Origin of the sequence: Williamsia phyllosphaerae (assembly GCF_014635305.1) — a bacterium.
In the GTDB taxonomy this organism is placed as follows: Bacteria; Actinomycetota; Actinomycetes; order Mycobacteriales; family Mycobacteriaceae; genus Williamsia_A; species Williamsia_A phyllosphaerae.
The window spans coordinates 859,289-876,606 of the sequence record NZ_BMCS01000002.1 but is presented as its reverse complement, the minus strand read 5'-3'; the positions used below and the strand labels follow the sequence as shown (position 1 = coordinate 876,606).

Genomic DNA, 17,318 nt, shown 5'->3' with positions numbered 1-17,318 from the left:
CGTCGATAGCATCGTCGACATGGACAGGGCGAAGGCAACGCCGCGACCGGGACGGCCGGTGCGCGGTTCGGCCACCGGGCGCCCGATCATGGTTCTGCTCGACCTGTTGGGACGCCGGGCGGCGCTGGGGGTGCTGTGGGCTCTCGCCGACGGACCCGCGTCGTTCCGGGCGCTGCAGGAACGTGCCGGTGGGCTGGCCGCGAGCACGCTGAACACTCGCCTGGCCGAGCTTCGCGGCGTGGATCTCGTGACGCGGACGGACGCGGGTTATTCGCTCACCGTCGACGGTGTCGAACTTCTCGCGGCCGGTGAACCACTGGTCGGGTGGGTCAACGAGTGGGCCGCGAAATTCGACGTACCTCCGAATTCCTAGATCACCTGTTCGCGAGGACGATCTGCGATCCGAGGAAGGCCACGTAGGCGCCGAGTGCGACCCATCCCGCCTTGCGAGTCGCCGGGATCGCGATCGCCGCGCCGACCACCGTCTCGGTGAAGCCGTTGCGCTTGATCCACACGTCGGTGTCCTTCGGGAACGCCTGCACGGTGATCGCCTGGAACGCCTGCGGCGCCACGAAGTGCGCGACACCCGTCGCGGCCAGGGTCACGCCGACGGCGGTGGGAACGAACGCGGGCTGGTTGCTCATGGAAGTCCTTCACGTGGGGATGGCTGCGAACTCAACCCAGAGTCAACCTCACCCCTGCTCTCAAAACAAGAGCGAGAATCCGGCTGCCCCGCCGACCGTCACGGCCCGGCCGAGCGGCGCGCTACGCCAGCGCCAGAAAGAGCTTCTCGAGTTCTTCCTCGGTCATGGGCTCTTTGGCGTCGGGGTCTCCGGTGATGCATTCGCGCAGACCGGTGGCGACGATCTTGAAGCCGGCTTTGTCGAGGGCTCGGGAGACGGCGGCGAGTTGGGTGACGACATCTTTGCAGTTGCGGCCGTTTTCGATCATCGAGATCACCCCGCCGAGTTGTCCGTGTGCGCGGCGTAGTCGGTTGAGTACCACCGCGATGGTTTCGTCGTCTCCGGTCATGATTTTCTCCCGTTTCGTGTCCGCCGAGTCTACCCCCGGGGGCATACGTGGACCCGGGAGTAGTTCCGGCGGTGGTTCAGTTGCCGGCGAGTGCGGCGATGGCGTTGCCGAGGAGTTCCGACGCCTGGGCCGCGACTGGTTCGAGGCCGGCCTCGCCGGTGACCGACACCATCAGGTCAGGATTCATCGCCTCGACGATCAGGGACCGGCCGGTGGTGTCGGAGGTGTCAGCGCGGACCACGACGTTGCAGGGCAGCAGCATTCCGATCTGTGGCTGCACGCCGAGGGCTTGGTGGGCGAGGGTCGGGTTGCACGCACCGAGGATGGTGTAGGGCTCCATGTCCTCGTCGAGTTTCTTCTTCAGCGTCGCCTGGACATCGATCTCGGTGAGGATGCCGAACCCCTGATCGGCGAGTGCGTCGGTCACCCGCTGTTTGGCGTCGGCGAAGTCGGTGTCGGTCAGTGTGGTGGTCAGTCCCAGATTCATCGGGTCTCCTTTGTTGGTGGTGCTGAGAGGTGTGCGGTGATTCAGTTGTGGGAGAAAGTGATCGCCGGAAGCGCTCGCCGCAACCAGGTGGGCGACCACCATCCGGCGTGTCCGGTGATTCGCAGCAACACCGGCAGCAGGATCAGTCGGATGAGCACTGCGTCGAGCAGGACTGCGACTCCCAGGATGATCCCCATTTCCTTCGGGGGGAGTGGATCGGCGAGTGCGAAGCTGAAGAACACCGCGACCATCACCGCCGCAGCGGCGAAGATGACCCGTCCGGAATGGGCCATACCGTCGATCTGCGCGGTGTGGGGGTCGCCGGTCTTCTCGTAGTGCTCCTTCGCGGTTGCCAGTAGGAACACGGTGTAGTCCATCGCGATCGCGAAGATCATGGCGAAGAAGAACACCGGCCCCCACCCGTCGAGGAATCCCTGCGGGGTGAAGCCGAGCAGCGATGCGCCGTGGCCGTCTTGGAAGATCAGCTTCGCCACTCCGAACGCGGCCCCGGTGGAGAGCAGGCTGACGATCGTGCCCAGCAGGGCGATGAGCGGCGCCTGCAAAGCGACGAGCAGCAGCAGGAATCCCATGACCAGGATGATGCCGACGATGATCGGAAGGTAGTCGTTCAGTGCGGCCTGCAGGTCGAGGTTCTCCGCCGGCGCACCGCCGACCAGTGCGTCGGCGGGAACCCGATCACGCAGGGTGTCGAGGATCGACCCCATCTGCGGATCAGACGGGTCGACCGACGGAATTGCCTGTAGCAGTGCGTAGTCGGATCCGTCACGGGCCAGCTGCGGTGGGGTCACCATCGCGATGCCTGGACTCGATGCAGCGGCGGATGCGGTCGCGGCAGCGTCGGCCTGAGGAACGACGACCTGCAGCGCTCCGGGAGCGCCGAGACCGAACTGCTCCTGGACGAGGGCGTAGCCCTGCCGAACAGCCGAGTCCTGCGGCACCACCGAGATCGATGGCATCGCGACCTTGAGTCCGAACACCGGTAGCGCGAGCAGCACCAGGATGCCGAGTGACACGACGGCGAACGGCCATGGGTGCTTGTGCAGCAGCGTGCCCCACCGGTGGAACACCGGTGAGCGATGCTCCTGCCGTTTCGCGTAGGGCAGTGCGACGGCGTTGACCTTGGGGCCGAGCGCGCCGAGGACGGTGGGCAACAGTGTGAGAGTCGCCGCCAGGACGAAGACGACGGCCAGCATGATCCCGACCGCCATGGTGCGCACCGCCGGAGCCGGGACCAACAGGACTGCCGACAGGCTCACCAGAACCGTCAGTCCGGAGAGGAACACAGCTTTTCCCGCGGTGTCCATCGTCTCGATGACCGCACGGCGGCGGTCGCCGCGCTTGCTCAACGCATCTCGGAATCGGGAGACGATGAACAGGGCGTAGTCGATACCGAGTGCGAGGGCGAACATCATGGCGAAGTTCATGGCCCACACCGAGATCGGGGTGATCTGGTTCAGCAGGACCAGGCCGCCTGCCGATGCCACCAAACCGGCAACGGTCAGCAGAAGCGGTAAGCCGGCGGCGACCAGTGATCCGAAGGCGAGAACCATGATCGCAAGGGTGACCGGCCAGGAGAACAGTTCGGCTTTGATCATCGCGTCGTGGTTGGCCTTGTTGAAGTCGGCCCACAACGCTGACGCCCCGGTGGGATAGACCTCGATGCCGTCGCGCGACAGGGCCGTCAACTCCGATTTGTGGTCGTCGACTGCGGCGACCATCTCGTCGGTTGATGCGTTCGCGCCGGCGATGAGGATGCCGGTGTGTCCGTCGCGGCTGATCGTCATGCCCGGCTGCGGTGCGACGATCTCACCGAATCGAGCGTCGGCGGACAGATCGCGGCCGATCTGGTCGAACACCGCCCGCATCGACGGGTCGGTGACGGTCGCCGTGTGGGAGTGGACGACGACCTGCACCGCCGAGGAGGCGTTGCCGCCGAAGTGCTGTTGGGCGAGGTCGCGGACCTGGACTGATTCCGACCCGTTGGCCTGCCATCCCGCGCCGGCCAGCGACGAGAACACCGAGGGCGCGAACGCTCCGAGGACGATGATCGCGGCGAGCCACGTCCCGAACAGGATCCGGCGATGGTCGGTGCCCCATCCGCCGATGCGGCCCAGCAGGCCCGGAGGGGAGTCCCGTTCGGACGTCGAGTCGGACGCGTCGCGGGCTGTGTCGGTACTGGTCATCGGTTGCGTCCTGTCAGGCGAGAGAAGATCGAGCGGGCGGGATGGTCGGCGTGCCCGGGACACCAGTTCGTCTCCGGCACTCGACGTTTGACGTCGGTTACGTGGCGGCCGCACCCGGCCCAGGTGGTCTTGCCGCAGATGCGGCAGGTCGCTGCGTGACACATCCGGCTCAGCCTTTCGTCAGGGTCGGAGGCCCCGACCGAGGTCGCTGCATCTGCGCGAACGACGACGAGTGGGCGAGGACGACGACCGCGTCGAACAGGTCAGCGGCGGCACTGTCGGTGGGGATCTCGGTGATCACCGGGCCGAAGAACGCACGGCCATCGATCGCGACGATCGGCGTCCCCGAGGACTCGCCGTAGATGCGCACAGCGTGGGCGTGGGCAGCCTCGACGCGCTCGTCGAGCGTCGGGTCGTCAGTGGCAGCAGCCTGGCCGGGGTCGAGACCACATTCGGTGAGCGCATCCCGTGCGGCATCGGCAGTGATGTCCAGGTGCTCGAGGTGGACGCGACGACCCAACGCGGCATACATCTCGGCGAAGTGCGATGGGTCGACCGAGGCCAGCAGGCGCCCACCTGTCCGCGACGTGTCCATGTGATGCGCCATCGACGGGTCCATCTCACCGCCGGCGATCGCCTCGGCATTGAGCGTCGCCAGGCTCATCTGGCGGAGTGTCAACGTCACGTCGTCGCGCTGTTCGGTGACGTCGGTGAGCCACCGCGACGTCGCCCATGCGAACGGGCAGGCCGGGTCCACGTAGCAATCAACGGTTGTGTTCATGAATTGGAACATACCCCCGGGGGTATAAATCGTCAACGGCGAGGCGGTTTCTCGCAGGCGGGGGCTGGCGGTTTCACATATTGTGAGCAATATCAGCAACCGGATTATTGATATTGGACGCGCAGCCAGTTCTGTCGTGTGATGAAAGCATGACAACGGAGACGAAAGACCAGGTATCTCAATCCGATTCGCGTGCCGGCGGGCTGCTCGCAGGTATACGGGTCATCGAGTTCGCGAGCGTGATCATGGCGCCGTACGCAACCCAGCAACTCGGTGATCTGGGGGCGGACGTCATCAAGATCGAGCCCCCGGGCGGTGACATGACTCGCGGCATGGGCGCGCACCGGCACCCCGGGATGGGCGGCGCAACGCTGAATCTCAATCGCAACAAGCGCAGCGTGGTGATCGACGCCAAGGCGCCGCACGGCCGGGAGGCGATCGAGGCCCTGGCCGCCACCGCCGATGTGTTCGTCACCAACGTCCGTCCCGACGCGATGGAACGACTCGGCCTGACCGCCGACGTTCTCCGGGAGATCAACCCCCGGTTGATCTACGCACGCGGACAAGGCTTCCGGAGCGACAGCCCGCTGCGCGACCGCGCCGCCTACGACGACATCATCCAGGCGGCGTCCGGCCTGGTGTCGCTCAACCATCAGGTCTCCGGCGAACCGTACTTCGTTCCCACCGTCCTGGCCGACAAGATCTGCGGGATGCAGATCGCGCAGTCGGTCCTCGCGGCGCTGGTCTACCGCGACCGCACCGGTGAGGGACAGAGCATCGAGGTGCCGATGGTCGACACCATGCTTGCGTTCAACCTGGTCGAGCACCTCGCGGCCGCGACCCTGGATCCGGAGGCGCCGTTTGGATATCGACGTGCGCTGAGCACCACCCGCAAGGCGCAACGGACCGCCGACGGCTGGATGTGCATCCTGCCCTACAACGACCGGAACTGGCGCGACTTCTTCACGTTCGTCGACCGCACCGAACTCATCGACGACCCCCGGTTCCGTTCGATGTCCACTCGTGCCGACAACGCCGACGACCTGTATCGCCTGGTCGCCGAACTGACGCCGTCGCGGACCTCGGCCCAGTGGCAGGAGTTTTGCGACCGGGTCAGCATCCCGGCCGGCCCGGTACTCGATCTCAAAGCCGCCACCGAGACCGATTACGCGCACGCGGGCGGACTCGTGGTCGATGCCGAACATCCGACGGAAGGGACCTACCGCCTCGTCGCCAACCCGGTCCACTACTCGGTCGACCCCAATCCGACCATGCGCCACTGTCCGTCGATCGGAGAGCACACCGCCGAGGTGCTCACCGAGATCGGTTGCGCAGCAATGCTCGCACCGTCCGAATCCGCCACCGACATGAACGGAGCCCACCGATGACCGCCGATGCTCGAGACTGTGCCGTAGGCCAACTCGTCCGCTTTCCGGACCCGCAACTGCCCGACGGCGCAGAAGAACTGCGCAGCGAGGTTCGCGACTTCATCGCCGAGGAACGCGCGAACGGAACGGTCATGGGACGACCGGACTCGTGGCTCTCGGGATGGGACCGCGGATTCAGCGAACGTCTCGCGGCCAGAGGATGGGTCGGCATGGCGCTGCCCACCGAGTTCGGCGGCAGTGGAGCCGGTCCGATCGCGCGGTACGTCGTCATCGAAGAACTCCTGGCCGCCGGCGCTCCGGTGTCCGCGCACTGGGTGTCCGATCGTCAGGCCGGCGTCTCGATCCTGTCGCACGGCACCGAGGAACAGAAGCGCGCCTTCCTCCCCGCGATCGCGGCCGGGCGGTGCTTCTTCTCGATCGGGATGAGCGAACGCGAGAGCGGATCAGATCTCGCGTCGGTGCAGACCCGTGCCGAGCGAACCGACAGCGGTTGGCGCCTGAACGGAACCAAGATGTGGACGGGCGGCGCGCATGTCAACGATTTCGCCATCGTGCTCGCCCGGTCGTCGGACCACGACGACCGCCACGAGGGACTCACCCAGTTCATCGTCGACCTACGTGCCCCGGGGGTGCGGGTCGAGCCGATCCGCCTGCTGACCGGCGAGCATCGATTCAACGCGGTCCACCTCACCGACGTCCTGGTCCCCGACAACCGCGTCCTCGGTATCGAGGGGGACGGATGGCGGCAGGTCACCGGTGAACTCGCCTTCGAGCGAAGCGGGCCCGAACGTTTCCTGTCGACGCTGCCGGTGTTGACGTCGCTGGTTCGTCTATTGGCGTCGGTGTCGACGTCGCAGCATCAGCAATCGGTGGTGGGACGTCTCGTCGCACGCCTGATCTCCCTGCGTGCGATGTCGTTGGGGGTCGCGTCGGCGCTCCAGGCGGGTGCCTCTCCCGACGTGCAGGCCGCGATCGTCAAGGACCTCGGGACACGGTTCGAAGGAGATCTGATCGAGCAGGTCCGAGTCGTCTCGCCGATCGCACCCAACCGGTCGGCCACGATCGGCGGCCACGCCGAGCTGCTGGCCTTCGCCCTGCTCCACACACCCGGATACACCCTGCGCGGCGGGACCAACGAGATCCTGCGCGGCGTCATCACCAAGGAGGTCACCGCACGATGAACACCACGATCAGCACTTCCGGCGCACTCGCCGGCGGCATCGACGACGTGCGTCACGACGGGTACTGGGCCGCCGAGACTCCGATCGGCGCGACCCTGCTCGTCGCCGGTCCGCTCCTGCGCGCGGCCGGCCGGCCGGTGCCCGATGGCACGGTGGCGGTCGCCGTCGCCGAGGCAGGGTCGCTCGTGGTTCGATACCGCGACGTCGACCGCGAATCCGTAGTGGGACCCGCGGGTGCCGCGGGCACCGACACGGCCCTGGTGGTGTCCGGATCGATCGCCCGGGTGCCGTGGGCGTCGACGGCCGGCACGGTTCTGGTCCTCACCGACACCCCCGGCGGTCCGGTGGTGTTCGAGGCGACCTCGGACGTCACGATCATCGACGCCGAGTCCGACCTCGCGGGCAACCCGCTGGCCACGCTCGTCTTCGACGGTGTGTCGGTCGCCGATCCCGTGCCCGTGCGGCGCGGGACGGCCGAGGATGTCCGACTGCAGATGGCGGCGGTCCACGCGCTGCTCATCTCCGGTGCGGCCGAGCGATGTGCCGAGATGACCGTGACACACACCGCCACACGCAGACAGTTCGGGCGCACACTCGACCACTTCCAGGCGGTGAAGCAGAACCTGGCGCTGCTACTCGAGGAGGTCGCCCTGGTTCGCGCGGGATCGTCCCTCGCGGGCCGGCACCTCGTGGCCGCCGACGAGTCACCGCTCGGCGCGGCCGCACGCAGCGCCGTGACGGCCGCAGTCGTACAGGCGAGCGCTTCGGCGGGCGAGATCGCGCGGTTGTCCCATCAGCTGCACGGCGCGATCGGTTTCACCGAACTCAGTGAGCTGCACAGGTTCACGACACGTCTGTGGGCGTGGCGGGAGGCCATCGACTCCGCAGACTGGACCACGCAGCTCGGATCGACCGCGATCGCCGCAGGCGCAGAGGGACTCTGGACCATGATCACCGCAACCACCGAGGAGACACTGTGAGCACCGAGGGAATCCACATCACCGTCCGTGACCATGTCGGCTGGATCGAACTGGACCGGCCGGAGAAGAAGAATGCCTTCACCCCGGACATGTTGCGCGAGTGGGCCGACGCCTACCGGCGCTTCGACACCGATCTCGAGGTGCGCGTGATCGCGGTGACGGCGTCAGGGGACGCGTTCTGCGCGGGTGCCGATCTCGGCGCCCTGCAGGCGAAGGCCACCTCGCCGCTGGCCAGTCGACAGTTGATGACCGAGTACGTCCAACCGGTGGCGCTGGCGGCCGAGAATCTCGCCAAGCCACTGGTGTTCGGGCTCAACGGTGTGGCGGTGGGAGCCGGACTCGACATGGCGCTCGCCGGCGACTATCGCATCGCGGCCGACACAGCACGTTTCTCGGAGGGATACATCCGCGTCGGACTGGTCCCCGGCGACGGCGGATGTCACTACCTGCCGCCCATCGTCGGACGGTCGCGGGCACTGCGCATGCTGTGGACAGGGGAGTTCGTATCCGCATCCACCGCCATGGACTGGGGCCTGGTCGACGAGGTCCACCCGTTCGACGAGATGCGTACCGCTCTGGAGACGATGGTCCACCGGCTGGCTGCGCAACCGCCGGTCGCGATCCAACTGATCAAACGTGCGGTCCGTGCGGGTGCTCACGGCGATCTCCGCACCTCCCTGGATCTCATCGCCTCGCACCAGGCGGTTGTGCAGTCGACGGCCGACTCGGCCGAGGCGATGAGCGCGTTCACCGAGCGACGGGAACCGCACTTCGTCGGGCGGTGACACCGCCCATGCGCTCCGATTAGGTGACGCGCTCCGAACCGAGCAGTGCGACAACACGATCGACCATCGGGTCGGTGGCGCCGGAGCGGGTCACCAGGCAGGTTCGCAACGTCAGGTCGTCGTCGACGTCGGCCAACGCGATCACGGCCACCCCGGGAGCGGTCGTCGGTGCCACCGACGTCGGCACGAGCGCCACGCACCCTCCGGCCGCCACATGTCCGAGCAGCCCGGGCAGTCCGTCGGCCCGCGCGGCGGCAGTGGGGACGAACCCGGCTCGGCGACAGGCCGATTGCACCTGCTCACCGAGTTCCGACCAGGTGCTGGGAAGCAGGGCGAAGCGTTCGTCACGGAGCTCGGCCAGCGTCACCGACGTCGCTGCGGCCAGGCGATGTCCGACCGGGACCGCGACGCCGAGGCGTTCGTCGGGAAGCGCACGCAGGTCGACGCCGCTGTGGTCGGAGAGGGGTGAACGTGCCAGCGCGATGTCGAGACTCCCGGCGCGCACGGCGACCACCAGCTCGGCCGAGGAACGCTGGGTCAGGTGGACGCGGACCCCGGACATCTCGCGATGTACCAGCCCGAGCAGTCGCGGCACCGTCTCGTGGGCGAGGCCGGCGACGTGCCCGACCCGCAGGTCCCCCTCGGCGCCGTCGGCGATCCGTCGAGCGCGTTCGACGGCCGCACGCTGAGCGACCAGCAGTTGGCGGGCGTCATCGGCGAAGGAGCGGCCGGCCGCGGTGAGGCGGACCCCGCGCCTCGACCGCTCCAGCAACTCGACACCCACCGCGCGCTCGAGTCGTTGGATGGCCTGCGTGAGCGGTGGCTGCGTCATCATCAACCGTGCCGCCGCGCGGCCGATGTGTTCCTCGTCGGCGACCGCAACGAACTGCTCGAGCGCTCGCTGGGAGATCTCCACGTCATGGACTGTAATCCGGGATGACGGTGCGAGATGTGCGCCGGCATCCGGATCGGTGGTCGAGTGCTACTCGGACTGGCCCGGAGCGGCAGCGAGCTGGTGCGTGTCGACGAAGACCAGTGCACCGTCGTCGGTCAGAACCGCCCACCGTCGTGCAGGATCGGAGATGTGTGTCGAGTTGACCTCGACGCCGTGGGCATCGAACTCGCCGAAGTCGTCGACGATCCGTCCCGATGTCTCGAGGTCGCTGCCGGGGTACACGATCACGGTGGCGTCGACCGTCGGGTTCCACATCGGTTCACAGTGGACCACCGGTCCTGAGACGACGCTGAGAAAGGCTGGTCAACCGTCCTGACGGCAGGGCACAGTCCCGGCGCGGCGGGCGTCTTCTGCATCGGGACGCGGAGCGAGAAGTCGATGCCAGCCGATGGGGACGTGCCGTGACGCCCGGCCGAGACCGAAGGCGACCGCCGGGGGTACCGCCACGACGGCGGCGACGGCCAGGGTTGTGGCCGCTGCGACGTCGGAGAACCAGTGCGCCCCGAGATACAGCCGGGTGAGCGCGACACATGTCGCCACGATCACAGCGGCGCTGACGACCCACCGCCGCGTACGCGACCGTGCTGTGGTCGTCGCGATGACCGCGAGCCCGATCAGCAGTGCAGCCGCGCCGGTGACGTGGCCAGAGGGGAACGACATGGCGAGCTCCGGGGAGGCAACCTGGTCGAACTCCGGTGGGCGAAGCCGGTCGACGGCGAGTTTGATGACCTCGCACATGGCGCCCGCGAACGCGACTGTTCCGAGGAGACCGATCGCGCGGATCAGGGTGCGATCCACCGCGACGAGGACTGCAGCCGCGGAGAACGTCCAGATGGCCGTCCACAGCGGGGCGAACAGGTCGGTCATCATGGTCGCCGCGGATGTGACGCCGGACGACCGGTGATCGACCATCCAGTTCAGGACGCCCGCGTCGATCGACCGGAGCGGGTTGTGGCCGAACGCGATCGCCACCCCCAGGAGAACCACTACCGCGACGAGTGCGAGCGTGACCTCGATTCGGGTGAGATGAGATTTCATCAGACCACTGTGACGGTCCGATCCTGTGGCGACGCTGAGCCGTTGGGACCTCAGCCCACGGCTGTCCCCACGAGGGCGCCGATCAGGTAGGTCACGGCCATCGCGATGACGCCACCGACGGTCACCCGCAGTACCGCACGGCCGCGGCCCGCGTCACCGATGGTGGCGCTGAGGAATCCGGTCAGCGCCAACGCGACGGCGACGACGACGAAGGTGATCGGGATCCGAAGATGAGCGGGGAGAAGCATGATCGCGAGAAACGGGAGTAGTGCGCCCGCGGTGAAGGAGATGGCCGACGAGATCGCGGCCTGAAACGGATTGGTCAGTTCGTCGGGGTCGATGCCGAGTTCGGCGTCCACATGCGCTGCGAACGCGTCGTTCTCGGTCAGTTCGGTGGCGACCTGCCAGGCCGTCTCCGCGGTCAACCCTTTCGCCTCGTAGATTGCTGCGAGCTCCTCGAGCTCCTCCTCGGGTTGTTCACGGAGTTCGGCACTCTCCTTGGCGAGAAGTGCTTTCTCGGTGTCGCGTTGGGTGCTGACCGAGACGTACTCGCCGAGCGCCATGGACACGGCTCCCGCGGTCAGCCCGGCCAGCCCTGCGGTGAAGATGTGACCGCGGTCCGCGGATGCGGCCGCGACACCGATGACGATTCCCGCCGTGGACACGATGCCGTCGTTCGCTCCCAGAACACCGGCGCGCAGCCAGTTGAGTTTGTTGCCGGGCGCCGAGGCATGGGGCTCAGCCGAGTGCTGAGTGGGTGGGGTCGATGACATGCGGTCCATGTAAGCCCATCACGCCCTCGGCGTCCAGGCAGTGCAGCCAAACCTCAACCGGGCGAATTGGGTTCGCGTCCTGTAGTGCGGATCACAAGTGCGCGTGGGAAAGTGGACGAAGGCAGGGCAGGCTGGTCTAACCGGACCAGACCGATTGCGCGCCGGCGTCACCGATGCGATAGACCCAGATCACCGCGCCCACCGCCACGATCACCAGCACGACCCCGAGGACGCCGGCTATGGCGACCTGAGTCCGGCCGTGGGTCAACGCCGGGACCCGGTCGTTGAGCCACGTGCTCTCGCGGAACCACTCGCTGGAGAAGACCCACCACAGGAAGGCGAACACGAACAGGGGAGCGGCGAAGTAGATCATCTGATCACCCAACTCGGTGTGGCGATCCAGCACCGCGCTCGGTGGCGTCTTCTTCTCCAGCGACTCGCCTGCGCTCGTGGCGATCGGTGTGAACGCCAGTGCCACTGCCGCGACGATGGGTGTGATGACGCCGAGCTTTCGGCGCGCGGCCGGCCACACCACCCCGAGGACGGCAAACAGGGCAGCCAACGGGATCAGCACCACCACGAAGTGCACGACGAGTGGATGCAGGGGCAAGCCGTTGAAACTGTCCATGAATCGTGACGGTAGGCGCTGGTTGTTGAGAGGGCGCTGAGAGTCGCGATCCGGCTACAGCGGGGATACTGACACGGTGCGGGTACTGGTGATCGAGGACGACCGCAACGGCGCGGAGACGGTGCGACGAACGCTGGTCGCAGAGGGCTGGGTCGTCGATGTCGAGGACAACGGCGAGGACGGTCTCTTCGCGGCGAGCACCGACACCTACGACGTGTTGATCGTCGACATCATGATGCCCCGATTGAACGGGTACGAGGTGGTCCGGGAGCTGAGGAAGAAGCAGGTGTGGACGCCCGTGCTGATGCTGACCGCGAAGGACGGCGACTACGACCAGGTCGACGCCTTCGAGTTCGGCGCCGACGACTACCTCATCAAGCCGTTCTCGGTCGCGGTCCTCGTCGCCCGTCTGCGTGCGCTGGTGCGTCGTGGCGCACCCCAGCGACCGGTGACCCTCGGTGCCGGTGACCTGTCGCTGGATCCAGGCGCTCACCGGGTCTGGCGCGGCGACACCGAGATCGATCTGACCCCCAGGGAATTCGCGATGCTCGAATTCATGATGCGGAACAAGGGGACGGTGATCAGCAAGGCCGAGATCCTGCGTTCGGTGTGGGACAGCAACTATCACGGCGACGAGAACGTCGTCGAGGTGTACGCGGGGTATCTCAGGCGCCGTATCGACGCCCCGTTCGGACGAGCTGCGCTTCAGACCGTTCGAGGTGTGGGTTATCGACTCGCCGCCGATGGTGGCTCGTCGGTGTGATCGGCACCCTGGATCGGGAGGACCACCGTCACGGCGGCTCCGCCGCCGACCGCGTCCGCCACGCGTACGTCGCCGTCGTGCGCGTGCACGATCTCGGCGACGATCGCGAGCCCCAGGCCCGAACCGCCGCTTGACCGTTGACGATCGGTGTCGAGTCGGACGAACCGGTGGAACACCCGCTGTCGATCCGGTTCGGGAATGCCGGGCCCGTCGTCGCTGATGATCACCGATGCGGTGCCGGCGTCGGAATCCCTGGACATGGAGATGTCGACACAACCGAGGGCATGACGCTCGGCGTTGTCGGCGAGGTTTCGTATGGCGCGGGTGAGCTTGTCGCGATCGCCTCGTACCCGTATCGCCTCGACGTGCGCGTGCACCCGCACCCGTCCGAGCCGTTCGAGACGCCGCGCCTCGGCGTCGACGATGTCGTCGAGGTCGACCTCCTCCACGGTCAGTGGGACGCCGTGCTCGTCCGCCCTCGCCAACAGGAGCAGATCGTCGACCATGGTCTGCAGGCGATGCGCCTCCGGCAGGACCACCGTGTCGATCGTGTCGATGTCGAGGGGGCGACCGCTGGTGCGCGCCAGATCGAGCATCCCGACGATCGTCATCAGGGGGCTACGCAGTTCGTGGGAGGCGTCGCCGACGAAATGCAGCTGACGTTCGCGAGCGGACTGCAGGCGGTCCAGCATCTGGTTCATCGTCGATGCGAGCGTTGCGATCTCGTCGCCGGTGTCCGGTTCCGACACGCGACGGCTCAGGTCCGAACTCGACATCGACGCGACCTGGTAGCGGATCTGCTCCACCGGTCGGAGGGTGCGCCCGACGACGTAGTGGACGGCGGCGCCCAGCATGAGAAGGATGATCGGGAACACCACGCAGAAGAGCACCGCAACGGTCAGCACCACATCATTGATCGGTCCCTCGGCAGCACCGACGATCACGGTGAACGGTCCCCGCGGGGTCGTCACGCCGAGAACGCTCCCGCGGTACTCGTCATCGCCCGAACCCATCCGCGCGTCGTCGACAGTGCGTCGCGCACCCGGGGCGAGACTGTCCGACAACGGGTTCTGGCGGGCGTTGGGTGTTCCGGCCAGAACCCGTCCGTCCCGGCTCACGATCTGGATGGCGTCGACGTCGTTGGACGGGGTCAGCAAGCCGGCGTCGATGGTGCTCGGGGAATCGCTCTGCAACGCCTCGGCGATCTGGCCCGCCCGCGCGGATGTGGCCCCGTCGGCGGCGTTGAGCAGTGACTCGTGCAGGACGAACAGCATGATCGCAGCGGCCAGTGCCAGCGCCACCGCCAGCAGCAGGGTGGCGATGACTGTCAGCCGGATCCGAACCCCGGCCAGTCGTCTGCGTAACCAGGTGAGACGGTTGCTCACGGTTGCGGGATCGCCCATCCCACGAGAGTAGATCCGACCAACTGTGGAAACGCCCAGGTCGTGTCGGCGACGGCCACTCCGGAACGCAATGCAGGAACAACACGATCGCGTGGGCGCCGAGTTGTGGCCCTCAGATACCGGCGACGACCCGGTCGAGCCACTCGGCCAGCAGCCCGCGTTCCGAGGCGCTGAGCATGTCGAGGGAAGGGGTGATCGCACGGAAAGCCACCGCGGCCGCCGTCCGGTCGTCCTCGTCGCGTACCGGGACGTCGGTGAGGATCTGCCGGAGGACGGCGTCGAGCATGGCTTCGGACAGGTCGGCGTCGCGGTCTGGGGGTGGGGTCGCGAGGAGGACCTGGATGGCGCCCACGCCCGCCGCCTGGACCAGTGCGAGTGCGCGGGTCTCGCTCACCCGCAGGCGACCTGTCTCGGCGACCCGGCGTATCCGGGTTCGAAAGACCTCCATGCCCGCCTCGGCGGCCCGCGATCGCGTCATCCGCTGCGGGTCGGACATCAAACGGAACAGTTCCGGGTTGGCGACGCCGAACTCGACCTGCGTTCTCCATCCCTCGCTCAGGTCGACCAGGGGATCGACACCATCTGACTCGGCGGCTGCGGTGATCCTTCTCTTCGTCGAGACGTGCTCGGCCAGCACGTGTTCGGCGACGGCCTCGAGAAGCCCGTCCTTGTCGCCGAACAGGCGGTAGATCGTCGGCGGTTGTACATCGGCATCCTGGGCGACCCTGCGGGTGGTTACCGCAGAGGCGCCGTGATCGCGCATCAGTGCGGCGGCAACCCCGACGATCCGCGTCCGGATGTCGTCTCGTGTGCTGGTCGAATCGGTCACGTTCCAACGATAACGGTTTTCTGATACCGTCGTGTTTCCAGCGATAACACCGAAACAGTTTCAACGATAACAAGGCCTGACCATGATCGTCATCACCGGAGCGACCGGCGCACTCAACGGCGCCACCGTCGACCATCTGCTCGAACGTGTACCCGCGACAGAGATATCGGTGGTGGCCAGAGATGTCTCGAGAGCCCAGCGCTTCGCCGACCTCGGGATCGCCGTGCGACGGGGCGACTACGCCGACCCTGCCTCGCTACCGGGCGCCTTCGAGGGTGCCGACCAGCTGCTGCTCGTGTCGTCCAACGATCGGCAGGCGGACACGGTCGCGCTGCACCGCAACGCTGTCGAGGCGGCCGTGACCGCAGGTGTGGGCCGCATTCTGTACACGAGCCATCAGGGCGCAGCGAGCGACACCCCGTTCGGACCCGGCCGGAGCCATGCGGCGACGGAGCAGTTGCTCGACGAGTCGGGTGTGCCGTGGACCTCCCTGCGCAACGGCTTCTATGCCCACAGCCTGGTCATGATGGCCGGGCCGTGGCGCGAGACCGGTGTGATCACGGTCCCGGCTGATGGTCCGGTGTCGTGGACGTCGCGAGAGGATGCGGCCGAAGCCGCCGCGGCGATCATCGCGACCAACGGCGCCTACGACGGACCGATCACCCTGACCGCCGGTGCGGCACCGACGTTCGAGGACGTCGCGAGGACCGCGTCCGAAGTGGCCGGCCGAACCGTTCGACGAGTTGTGATGGATGCCGACGACTGGATTGATGTCCAAGTCGCCGCAGGGCAACCGGAGTTCGTCGCCCGTTTCATGCTCGGGATGTATCAGGCGGCGGCGGGCGGATACTTCGCCGACGTCGACCCGCTGCTGAGCAACCTCCTGGGCCGTGAACCCAGAACCGTTCGCGACGTGCTCGATTCGCCGGCGGCCCACTGATTCGAACCGGCGTGAGCTCAGGTCAGAGCCGACGCCAGACGACGCCACTGTTCGCGCGGGTAGGCCTGCGGATCGGCGTCGAGAACCTGCACGCACACGTGATTCGCGCCCGCGTCACGATGCTCGTGCACCCGCCGCACGATGGCATCCTCGTCACCCCAGGCGATGATCGCGTCGAAAAGCCTGTCGCTCACCGAGGTCAGATCCTCTTCGGTGAAACCGGACCGCAACAGGTTGTTGGCGTAGTTCGGCAACTGCAGGTACGCGCGCAGCCAGTCGGTGCCGATGCGGCGTGCCTCGTCGGCGTCCGTGGTCAGGATCGCGGTCTGCTCAGGCAGCAGCTGCGGTTCGGGGCCAAGAGTCTCGCGGGCGGACGCAGTGAACTCCGGCGTCACCAGATAGGGATGGGAACCGTTGGCACGGGAGGCCGACAGCGCCAACATCTTTGGTCCCAACGCAGCCAACACGCGGGACTCGGTGGGTACCGGATGCTCGGTCGCGTCGATGGCATCGAGGAACGCCTTCGTCGACGCGAGTGGCTTGCGATATCGACCCGGGTCGCCGGCGTCCACCAGCGGTGCATGGCTGACGCCGATACCCATCAGGAAACGATCTCCGTGCTCGCGGGTCAGCGCGTGGTACGCGGTGGCGACGTCGGCGGGTTCGTGCATCCACAGGTTCAGGATGCCGGTGGCGATGACGACCTGTTCTGTCGCACCCATGAGGTTGCCGACGGAGTCGAACACCGGCCCGCCGACGTCGGGGATCCACAGCGCGCTGTAACCGAGGGCTTCGAGCTCGGCCGCGGATTCAGCTGATTCGCCTGAATCCCCGTATCGCAGTTGGGAACTCCAGATTCCGACTCCGTCGAGCTTGCGCATCGATCCCCGATCAGAAGTAGTGTGCGCGGCCGCCGACCTTGCGGCCGGTGCGTCCCAGGACGACGAGGACGATTCCGACGACGGCGAGGATGGCGCCGATCGTGGTGAGGATGGAGATCTTGGCGATGAGGCCGATGATGAGCAGGATGACGCCGAGAATGATCACGAGTACCTCCGAGAGATTACGGATGGTCGAGCCGCTGCTGGACTGTGATCCCGACCCTATCCCGGCAAACGCTGGGTAGGGCGCAAAAGCGACATCAAGGCCAG

22 protein-coding genes are annotated in these 17,318 nt (G+C 67.0%); 7 read left to right on the top strand and 15 right to left on the bottom strand.

All coding sequences use genetic code 11. The annotated features are described in order from the left end of the window. Positions 1-19 precede the first annotated feature (19 nt). Positions 20-373 carry a winged helix-turn-helix transcriptional regulator gene (locus IEV93_RS18020; RefSeq protein ID WP_188491383.1) on the top strand — a complete coding sequence of 118 codons (354 nt, stop codon included), beginning with the start codon at positions 20-22 and terminating at the stop codon, positions 371-373. A 1-nt stretch (position 374) separates the two neighbouring features. Here IEV93_RS18020 and IEV93_RS18015 read toward each other — a convergent pair whose 3' ends face one another. From IEV93_RS18015 to IEV93_RS17995, 6 genes are all read right to left on the bottom strand, one after another. Next, positions 375-644: a DoxX-related protein gene (locus tag IEV93_RS18015; protein WP_188491381.1), complete on the bottom strand. Its 270-nt coding sequence runs from the start codon at positions 642-644 to the stop codon at positions 375-377. Between the two features lie 121 nt (positions 645-765). Next, positions 766-1,032: a metal-sensitive transcriptional regulator gene (locus tag IEV93_RS18010; protein WP_045821406.1), complete on the bottom strand. Its 267-nt coding sequence runs from the start codon at positions 1,030-1,032 to the stop codon at positions 766-768. A 76-nt stretch (positions 1,033-1,108) separates the two neighbouring features. After that, positions 1,109-1,519, bottom strand: a complete 411-nt coding sequence (locus IEV93_RS18005) for a DUF302 domain-containing protein (RefSeq protein WP_188491379.1) — start codon at positions 1,517-1,519, stop codon at positions 1,109-1,111. Positions 1,520-1,560: 41 nt separating this feature from the next. Beyond that, on the bottom strand, positions 1,561-3,723 hold the full coding sequence (locus IEV93_RS18000; protein WP_188491377.1) for an MMPL family transporter: 2,163 nt from the start codon (positions 3,721-3,723) through the stop codon (positions 1,561-1,563). After that, positions 3,720-3,887, bottom strand: coding sequence for a DUF8730 family Cys-rich protein (locus tag IEV93_RS22760; RefSeq protein WP_503827355.1), 168 nt, complete (start codon positions 3,885-3,887; stop codon positions 3,720-3,722). The genes IEV93_RS18000 and IEV93_RS22760 overlap by 4 nt, the downstream gene beginning before the upstream one ends. Positions 3,888-3,892: 5 nt before the next feature. After that, the gene (locus IEV93_RS17995) at positions 3,893-4,504 is read right to left on the bottom strand and encodes a mycothiol-dependent nitroreductase Rv2466c family protein (protein ID WP_188491375.1); all 612 of its coding nucleotides are present in this window, start codon (positions 4,502-4,504) and stop codon (positions 3,893-3,895) included. 149 nt (positions 4,505-4,653) lie between these two features. Between IEV93_RS17995 and IEV93_RS17990 the strand changes: the two genes are divergently transcribed. Genes IEV93_RS17990 through IEV93_RS17975 form a run of 4 tightly spaced genes read left to right on the top strand, consistent with a single transcriptional unit; the run spans position 4,654 to position 8,838 of the window. Continuing rightward, positions 4,654-5,892, top strand: coding sequence for a CaiB/BaiF CoA transferase family protein (locus tag IEV93_RS17990; protein ID WP_188491373.1), 1,239 nt, complete (start codon positions 4,654-4,656; stop codon positions 5,890-5,892). Continuing rightward, complete coding sequence (locus IEV93_RS17985) at positions 5,889-7,073, top strand: acyl-CoA dehydrogenase family protein (protein ID WP_188491371.1); 1,185 nt, start codon at positions 5,889-5,891, stop codon at positions 7,071-7,073. The genes IEV93_RS17990 and IEV93_RS17985 overlap by 4 nt, the downstream gene beginning before the upstream one ends. Then, the gene (locus IEV93_RS17980; protein ID WP_188491369.1) at positions 7,070-8,053 is read left to right on the top strand and encodes an acyl-CoA dehydrogenase family protein; all 984 of its coding nucleotides are present in this window, start codon (positions 7,070-7,072) and stop codon (positions 8,051-8,053) included. Before IEV93_RS17985 ends, IEV93_RS17980 begins: the two co-directional genes overlap by 4 nt. After that, the gene (locus tag IEV93_RS17975) at positions 8,050-8,838 is read left to right on the top strand and encodes an enoyl-CoA hydratase/isomerase family protein (RefSeq protein ID WP_188491367.1); all 789 of its coding nucleotides are present in this window, start codon (positions 8,050-8,052) and stop codon (positions 8,836-8,838) included. Before IEV93_RS17980 ends, IEV93_RS17975 begins: the two co-directional genes overlap by 4 nt. A 19-nt stretch (positions 8,839-8,857) precedes the next feature. Here IEV93_RS17975 and IEV93_RS17970 read toward each other — a convergent pair whose 3' ends face one another. The 5 genes from IEV93_RS17970 to IEV93_RS17950 all read right to left on the bottom strand — a co-directional run bounded on the left by IEV93_RS17970 (position 8,858) and on the right by IEV93_RS17950 (position 12,232). After that, a complete protein-coding gene (locus IEV93_RS17970; RefSeq protein ID WP_188491365.1) occupies positions 8,858-9,754 on the bottom strand; it encodes a LysR substrate-binding domain-containing protein in 897 nt (298 codons plus the stop codon). Between the two features lie 66 nt (positions 9,755-9,820). Beyond that, positions 9,821-10,048: a hypothetical protein gene (locus IEV93_RS17965; protein WP_188491363.1), complete on the bottom strand. Its 228-nt coding sequence runs from the start codon at positions 10,046-10,048 to the stop codon at positions 9,821-9,823. A 48-nt stretch (positions 10,049-10,096) separates the two neighbouring features. Next, entirely contained in the window at positions 10,097-10,831 is a 735-nt protein-coding gene (locus IEV93_RS17960; RefSeq protein WP_188491361.1) for a phosphatase PAP2 family protein, read from the bottom strand. A gap of 50 nt (positions 10,832-10,881) precedes the next feature. Further along, on the bottom strand, positions 10,882-11,604 hold the full coding sequence (locus tag IEV93_RS17955; protein ID WP_188491359.1) for a VIT1/CCC1 transporter family protein: 723 nt from the start codon (positions 11,602-11,604) through the stop codon (positions 10,882-10,884). A gap of 136 nt (positions 11,605-11,740) precedes the next feature. Then, complete coding sequence (locus IEV93_RS17950) at positions 11,741-12,232, bottom strand: DUF2231 domain-containing protein (protein WP_188491357.1); 492 nt, start codon at positions 12,230-12,232, stop codon at positions 11,741-11,743. 76 nt (positions 12,233-12,308) lie between these two features. Here IEV93_RS17950 and IEV93_RS17945 point away from each other — a divergent pair, with 76 nt between their 5' ends. After that, positions 12,309-12,995 (top strand): response regulator transcription factor, encoded by a 687-nt coding sequence (locus tag IEV93_RS17945; RefSeq protein WP_188491355.1) that lies wholly within the window; start codon positions 12,309-12,311, stop codon positions 12,993-12,995. Here the strand turns inward: IEV93_RS17945 and IEV93_RS17940 are convergent. Together IEV93_RS17940 and IEV93_RS17935 are read right to left on the bottom strand one after the other, a co-directional pair. Then, positions 12,959-14,398, bottom strand: coding sequence for a sensor histidine kinase (locus IEV93_RS17940; RefSeq protein ID WP_188491353.1), 1,440 nt, complete (start codon positions 14,396-14,398; stop codon positions 12,959-12,961). The genes IEV93_RS17945 and IEV93_RS17940 overlap by 37 nt on opposite strands. 112 nt (positions 14,399-14,510) lie before the next feature. Then, the gene (locus IEV93_RS17935) at positions 14,511-15,227 is read right to left on the bottom strand and encodes a TetR/AcrR family transcriptional regulator (RefSeq protein WP_188491351.1); all 717 of its coding nucleotides are present in this window, start codon (positions 15,225-15,227) and stop codon (positions 14,511-14,513) included. An 82-nt stretch (positions 15,228-15,309) separates the two neighbouring features. Between IEV93_RS17935 and IEV93_RS17930 the strand changes: the two genes are divergently transcribed. Further along, positions 15,310-16,167 (top strand): SDR family oxidoreductase, encoded by an 858-nt coding sequence (locus tag IEV93_RS17930; protein WP_188491349.1) that lies wholly within the window; start codon positions 15,310-15,312, stop codon positions 16,165-16,167. 17 nt (positions 16,168-16,184) lie between these two features. On the opposite strand, the gene IEV93_RS17925 is transcribed toward IEV93_RS17930, so the two are convergent. Both IEV93_RS17925 and IEV93_RS17920 read right to left on the bottom strand, forming a co-directional pair. Then, positions 16,185-17,048: an LLM class F420-dependent oxidoreductase gene (locus tag IEV93_RS17925; protein ID WP_188491347.1), complete on the bottom strand. Its 864-nt coding sequence runs from the start codon at positions 17,046-17,048 to the stop codon at positions 16,185-16,187. A gap of 10 nt (positions 17,049-17,058) precedes the next feature. Beyond that, positions 17,059-17,214 (bottom strand): DUF6131 family protein, encoded by a 156-nt coding sequence (locus IEV93_RS17920; protein WP_188491345.1) that lies wholly within the window; start codon positions 17,212-17,214, stop codon positions 17,059-17,061. Positions 17,215-17,318: the final 104 nt, after the last annotated feature.

Bases quoted from the DNA above. Each gene is read 5' to 3' on its own strand.
- IEV93_RS17980 (WP_188491369.1), top strand. From the start codon at position 7,070: ATGAACACCACGATCAGCACTTCCGGCGCACTCGCCGGCGGCATCGAC.
- IEV93_RS17960 (WP_188491361.1), bottom strand. From the start codon at position 10,831: ATGAAATCTCATCTCACCCGAATCGAGGTCACGCTCGCACTCGTCGCG.
- IEV93_RS17995 (WP_188491375.1), bottom strand. From the start codon at position 4,504: ATGAACACAACCGTTGATTGCTACGTGGACCCGGCCTGCCCGTTCGCA.
- IEV93_RS17985 (WP_188491371.1), top strand. From the start codon at position 5,889: ATGACCGCCGATGCTCGAGACTGTGCCGTAGGCCAACTCGTCCGCTTT.
- IEV93_RS18010 (WP_045821406.1), bottom strand. From the start codon at position 1,032: ATGACCGGAGACGACGAAACCATCGCGGTGGTACTCAACCGACTACGC.
- IEV93_RS17950 (WP_188491357.1), bottom strand. From the start codon at position 12,232: ATGGACAGTTTCAACGGCTTGCCCCTGCATCCACTCGTCGTGCACTTC.
- IEV93_RS17925 (WP_188491347.1), bottom strand. From the start codon at position 17,048: ATGCGCAAGCTCGACGGAGTCGGAATCTGGAGTTCCCAACTGCGATAC.
- IEV93_RS22760 (WP_503827355.1), bottom strand. From the start codon at position 3,887: ATGTGTCACGCAGCGACCTGCCGCATCTGCGGCAAGACCACCTGGGCC.
- IEV93_RS17930 (WP_188491349.1), top strand. From the start codon at position 15,310: ATGATCGTCATCACCGGAGCGACCGGCGCACTCAACGGCGCCACCGTC.
- IEV93_RS18005 (WP_188491379.1), bottom strand. From the start codon at position 1,519: ATGAATCTGGGACTGACCACCACACTGACCGACACCGACTTCGCCGAC.
- IEV93_RS17955 (WP_188491359.1), bottom strand. From the start codon at position 11,604: ATGTCATCGACCCCACCCACTCAGCACTCGGCTGAGCCCCATGCCTCG.
- IEV93_RS18020 (WP_188491383.1), top strand. From the start codon at position 20: ATGGACAGGGCGAAGGCAACGCCGCGACCGGGACGGCCGGTGCGCGGT.
- IEV93_RS17965 (WP_188491363.1), bottom strand. From the start codon at position 10,048: ATGTGGAACCCGACGGTCGACGCCACCGTGATCGTGTACCCCGGCAGC.
- IEV93_RS17990 (WP_188491373.1), top strand. From the start codon at position 4,654: ATGACAACGGAGACGAAAGACCAGGTATCTCAATCCGATTCGCGTGCC.
- IEV93_RS18015 (WP_188491381.1), bottom strand. From the start codon at position 644: ATGAGCAACCAGCCCGCGTTCGTTCCCACCGCCGTCGGCGTGACCCTG.
- IEV93_RS18000 (WP_188491377.1), bottom strand. From the start codon at position 3,723: ATGACCAGTACCGACACAGCCCGCGACGCGTCCGACTCGACGTCCGAA.
- IEV93_RS17940 (WP_188491353.1), bottom strand. From the start codon at position 14,398: ATGGGCGATCCCGCAACCGTGAGCAACCGTCTCACCTGGTTACGCAGA.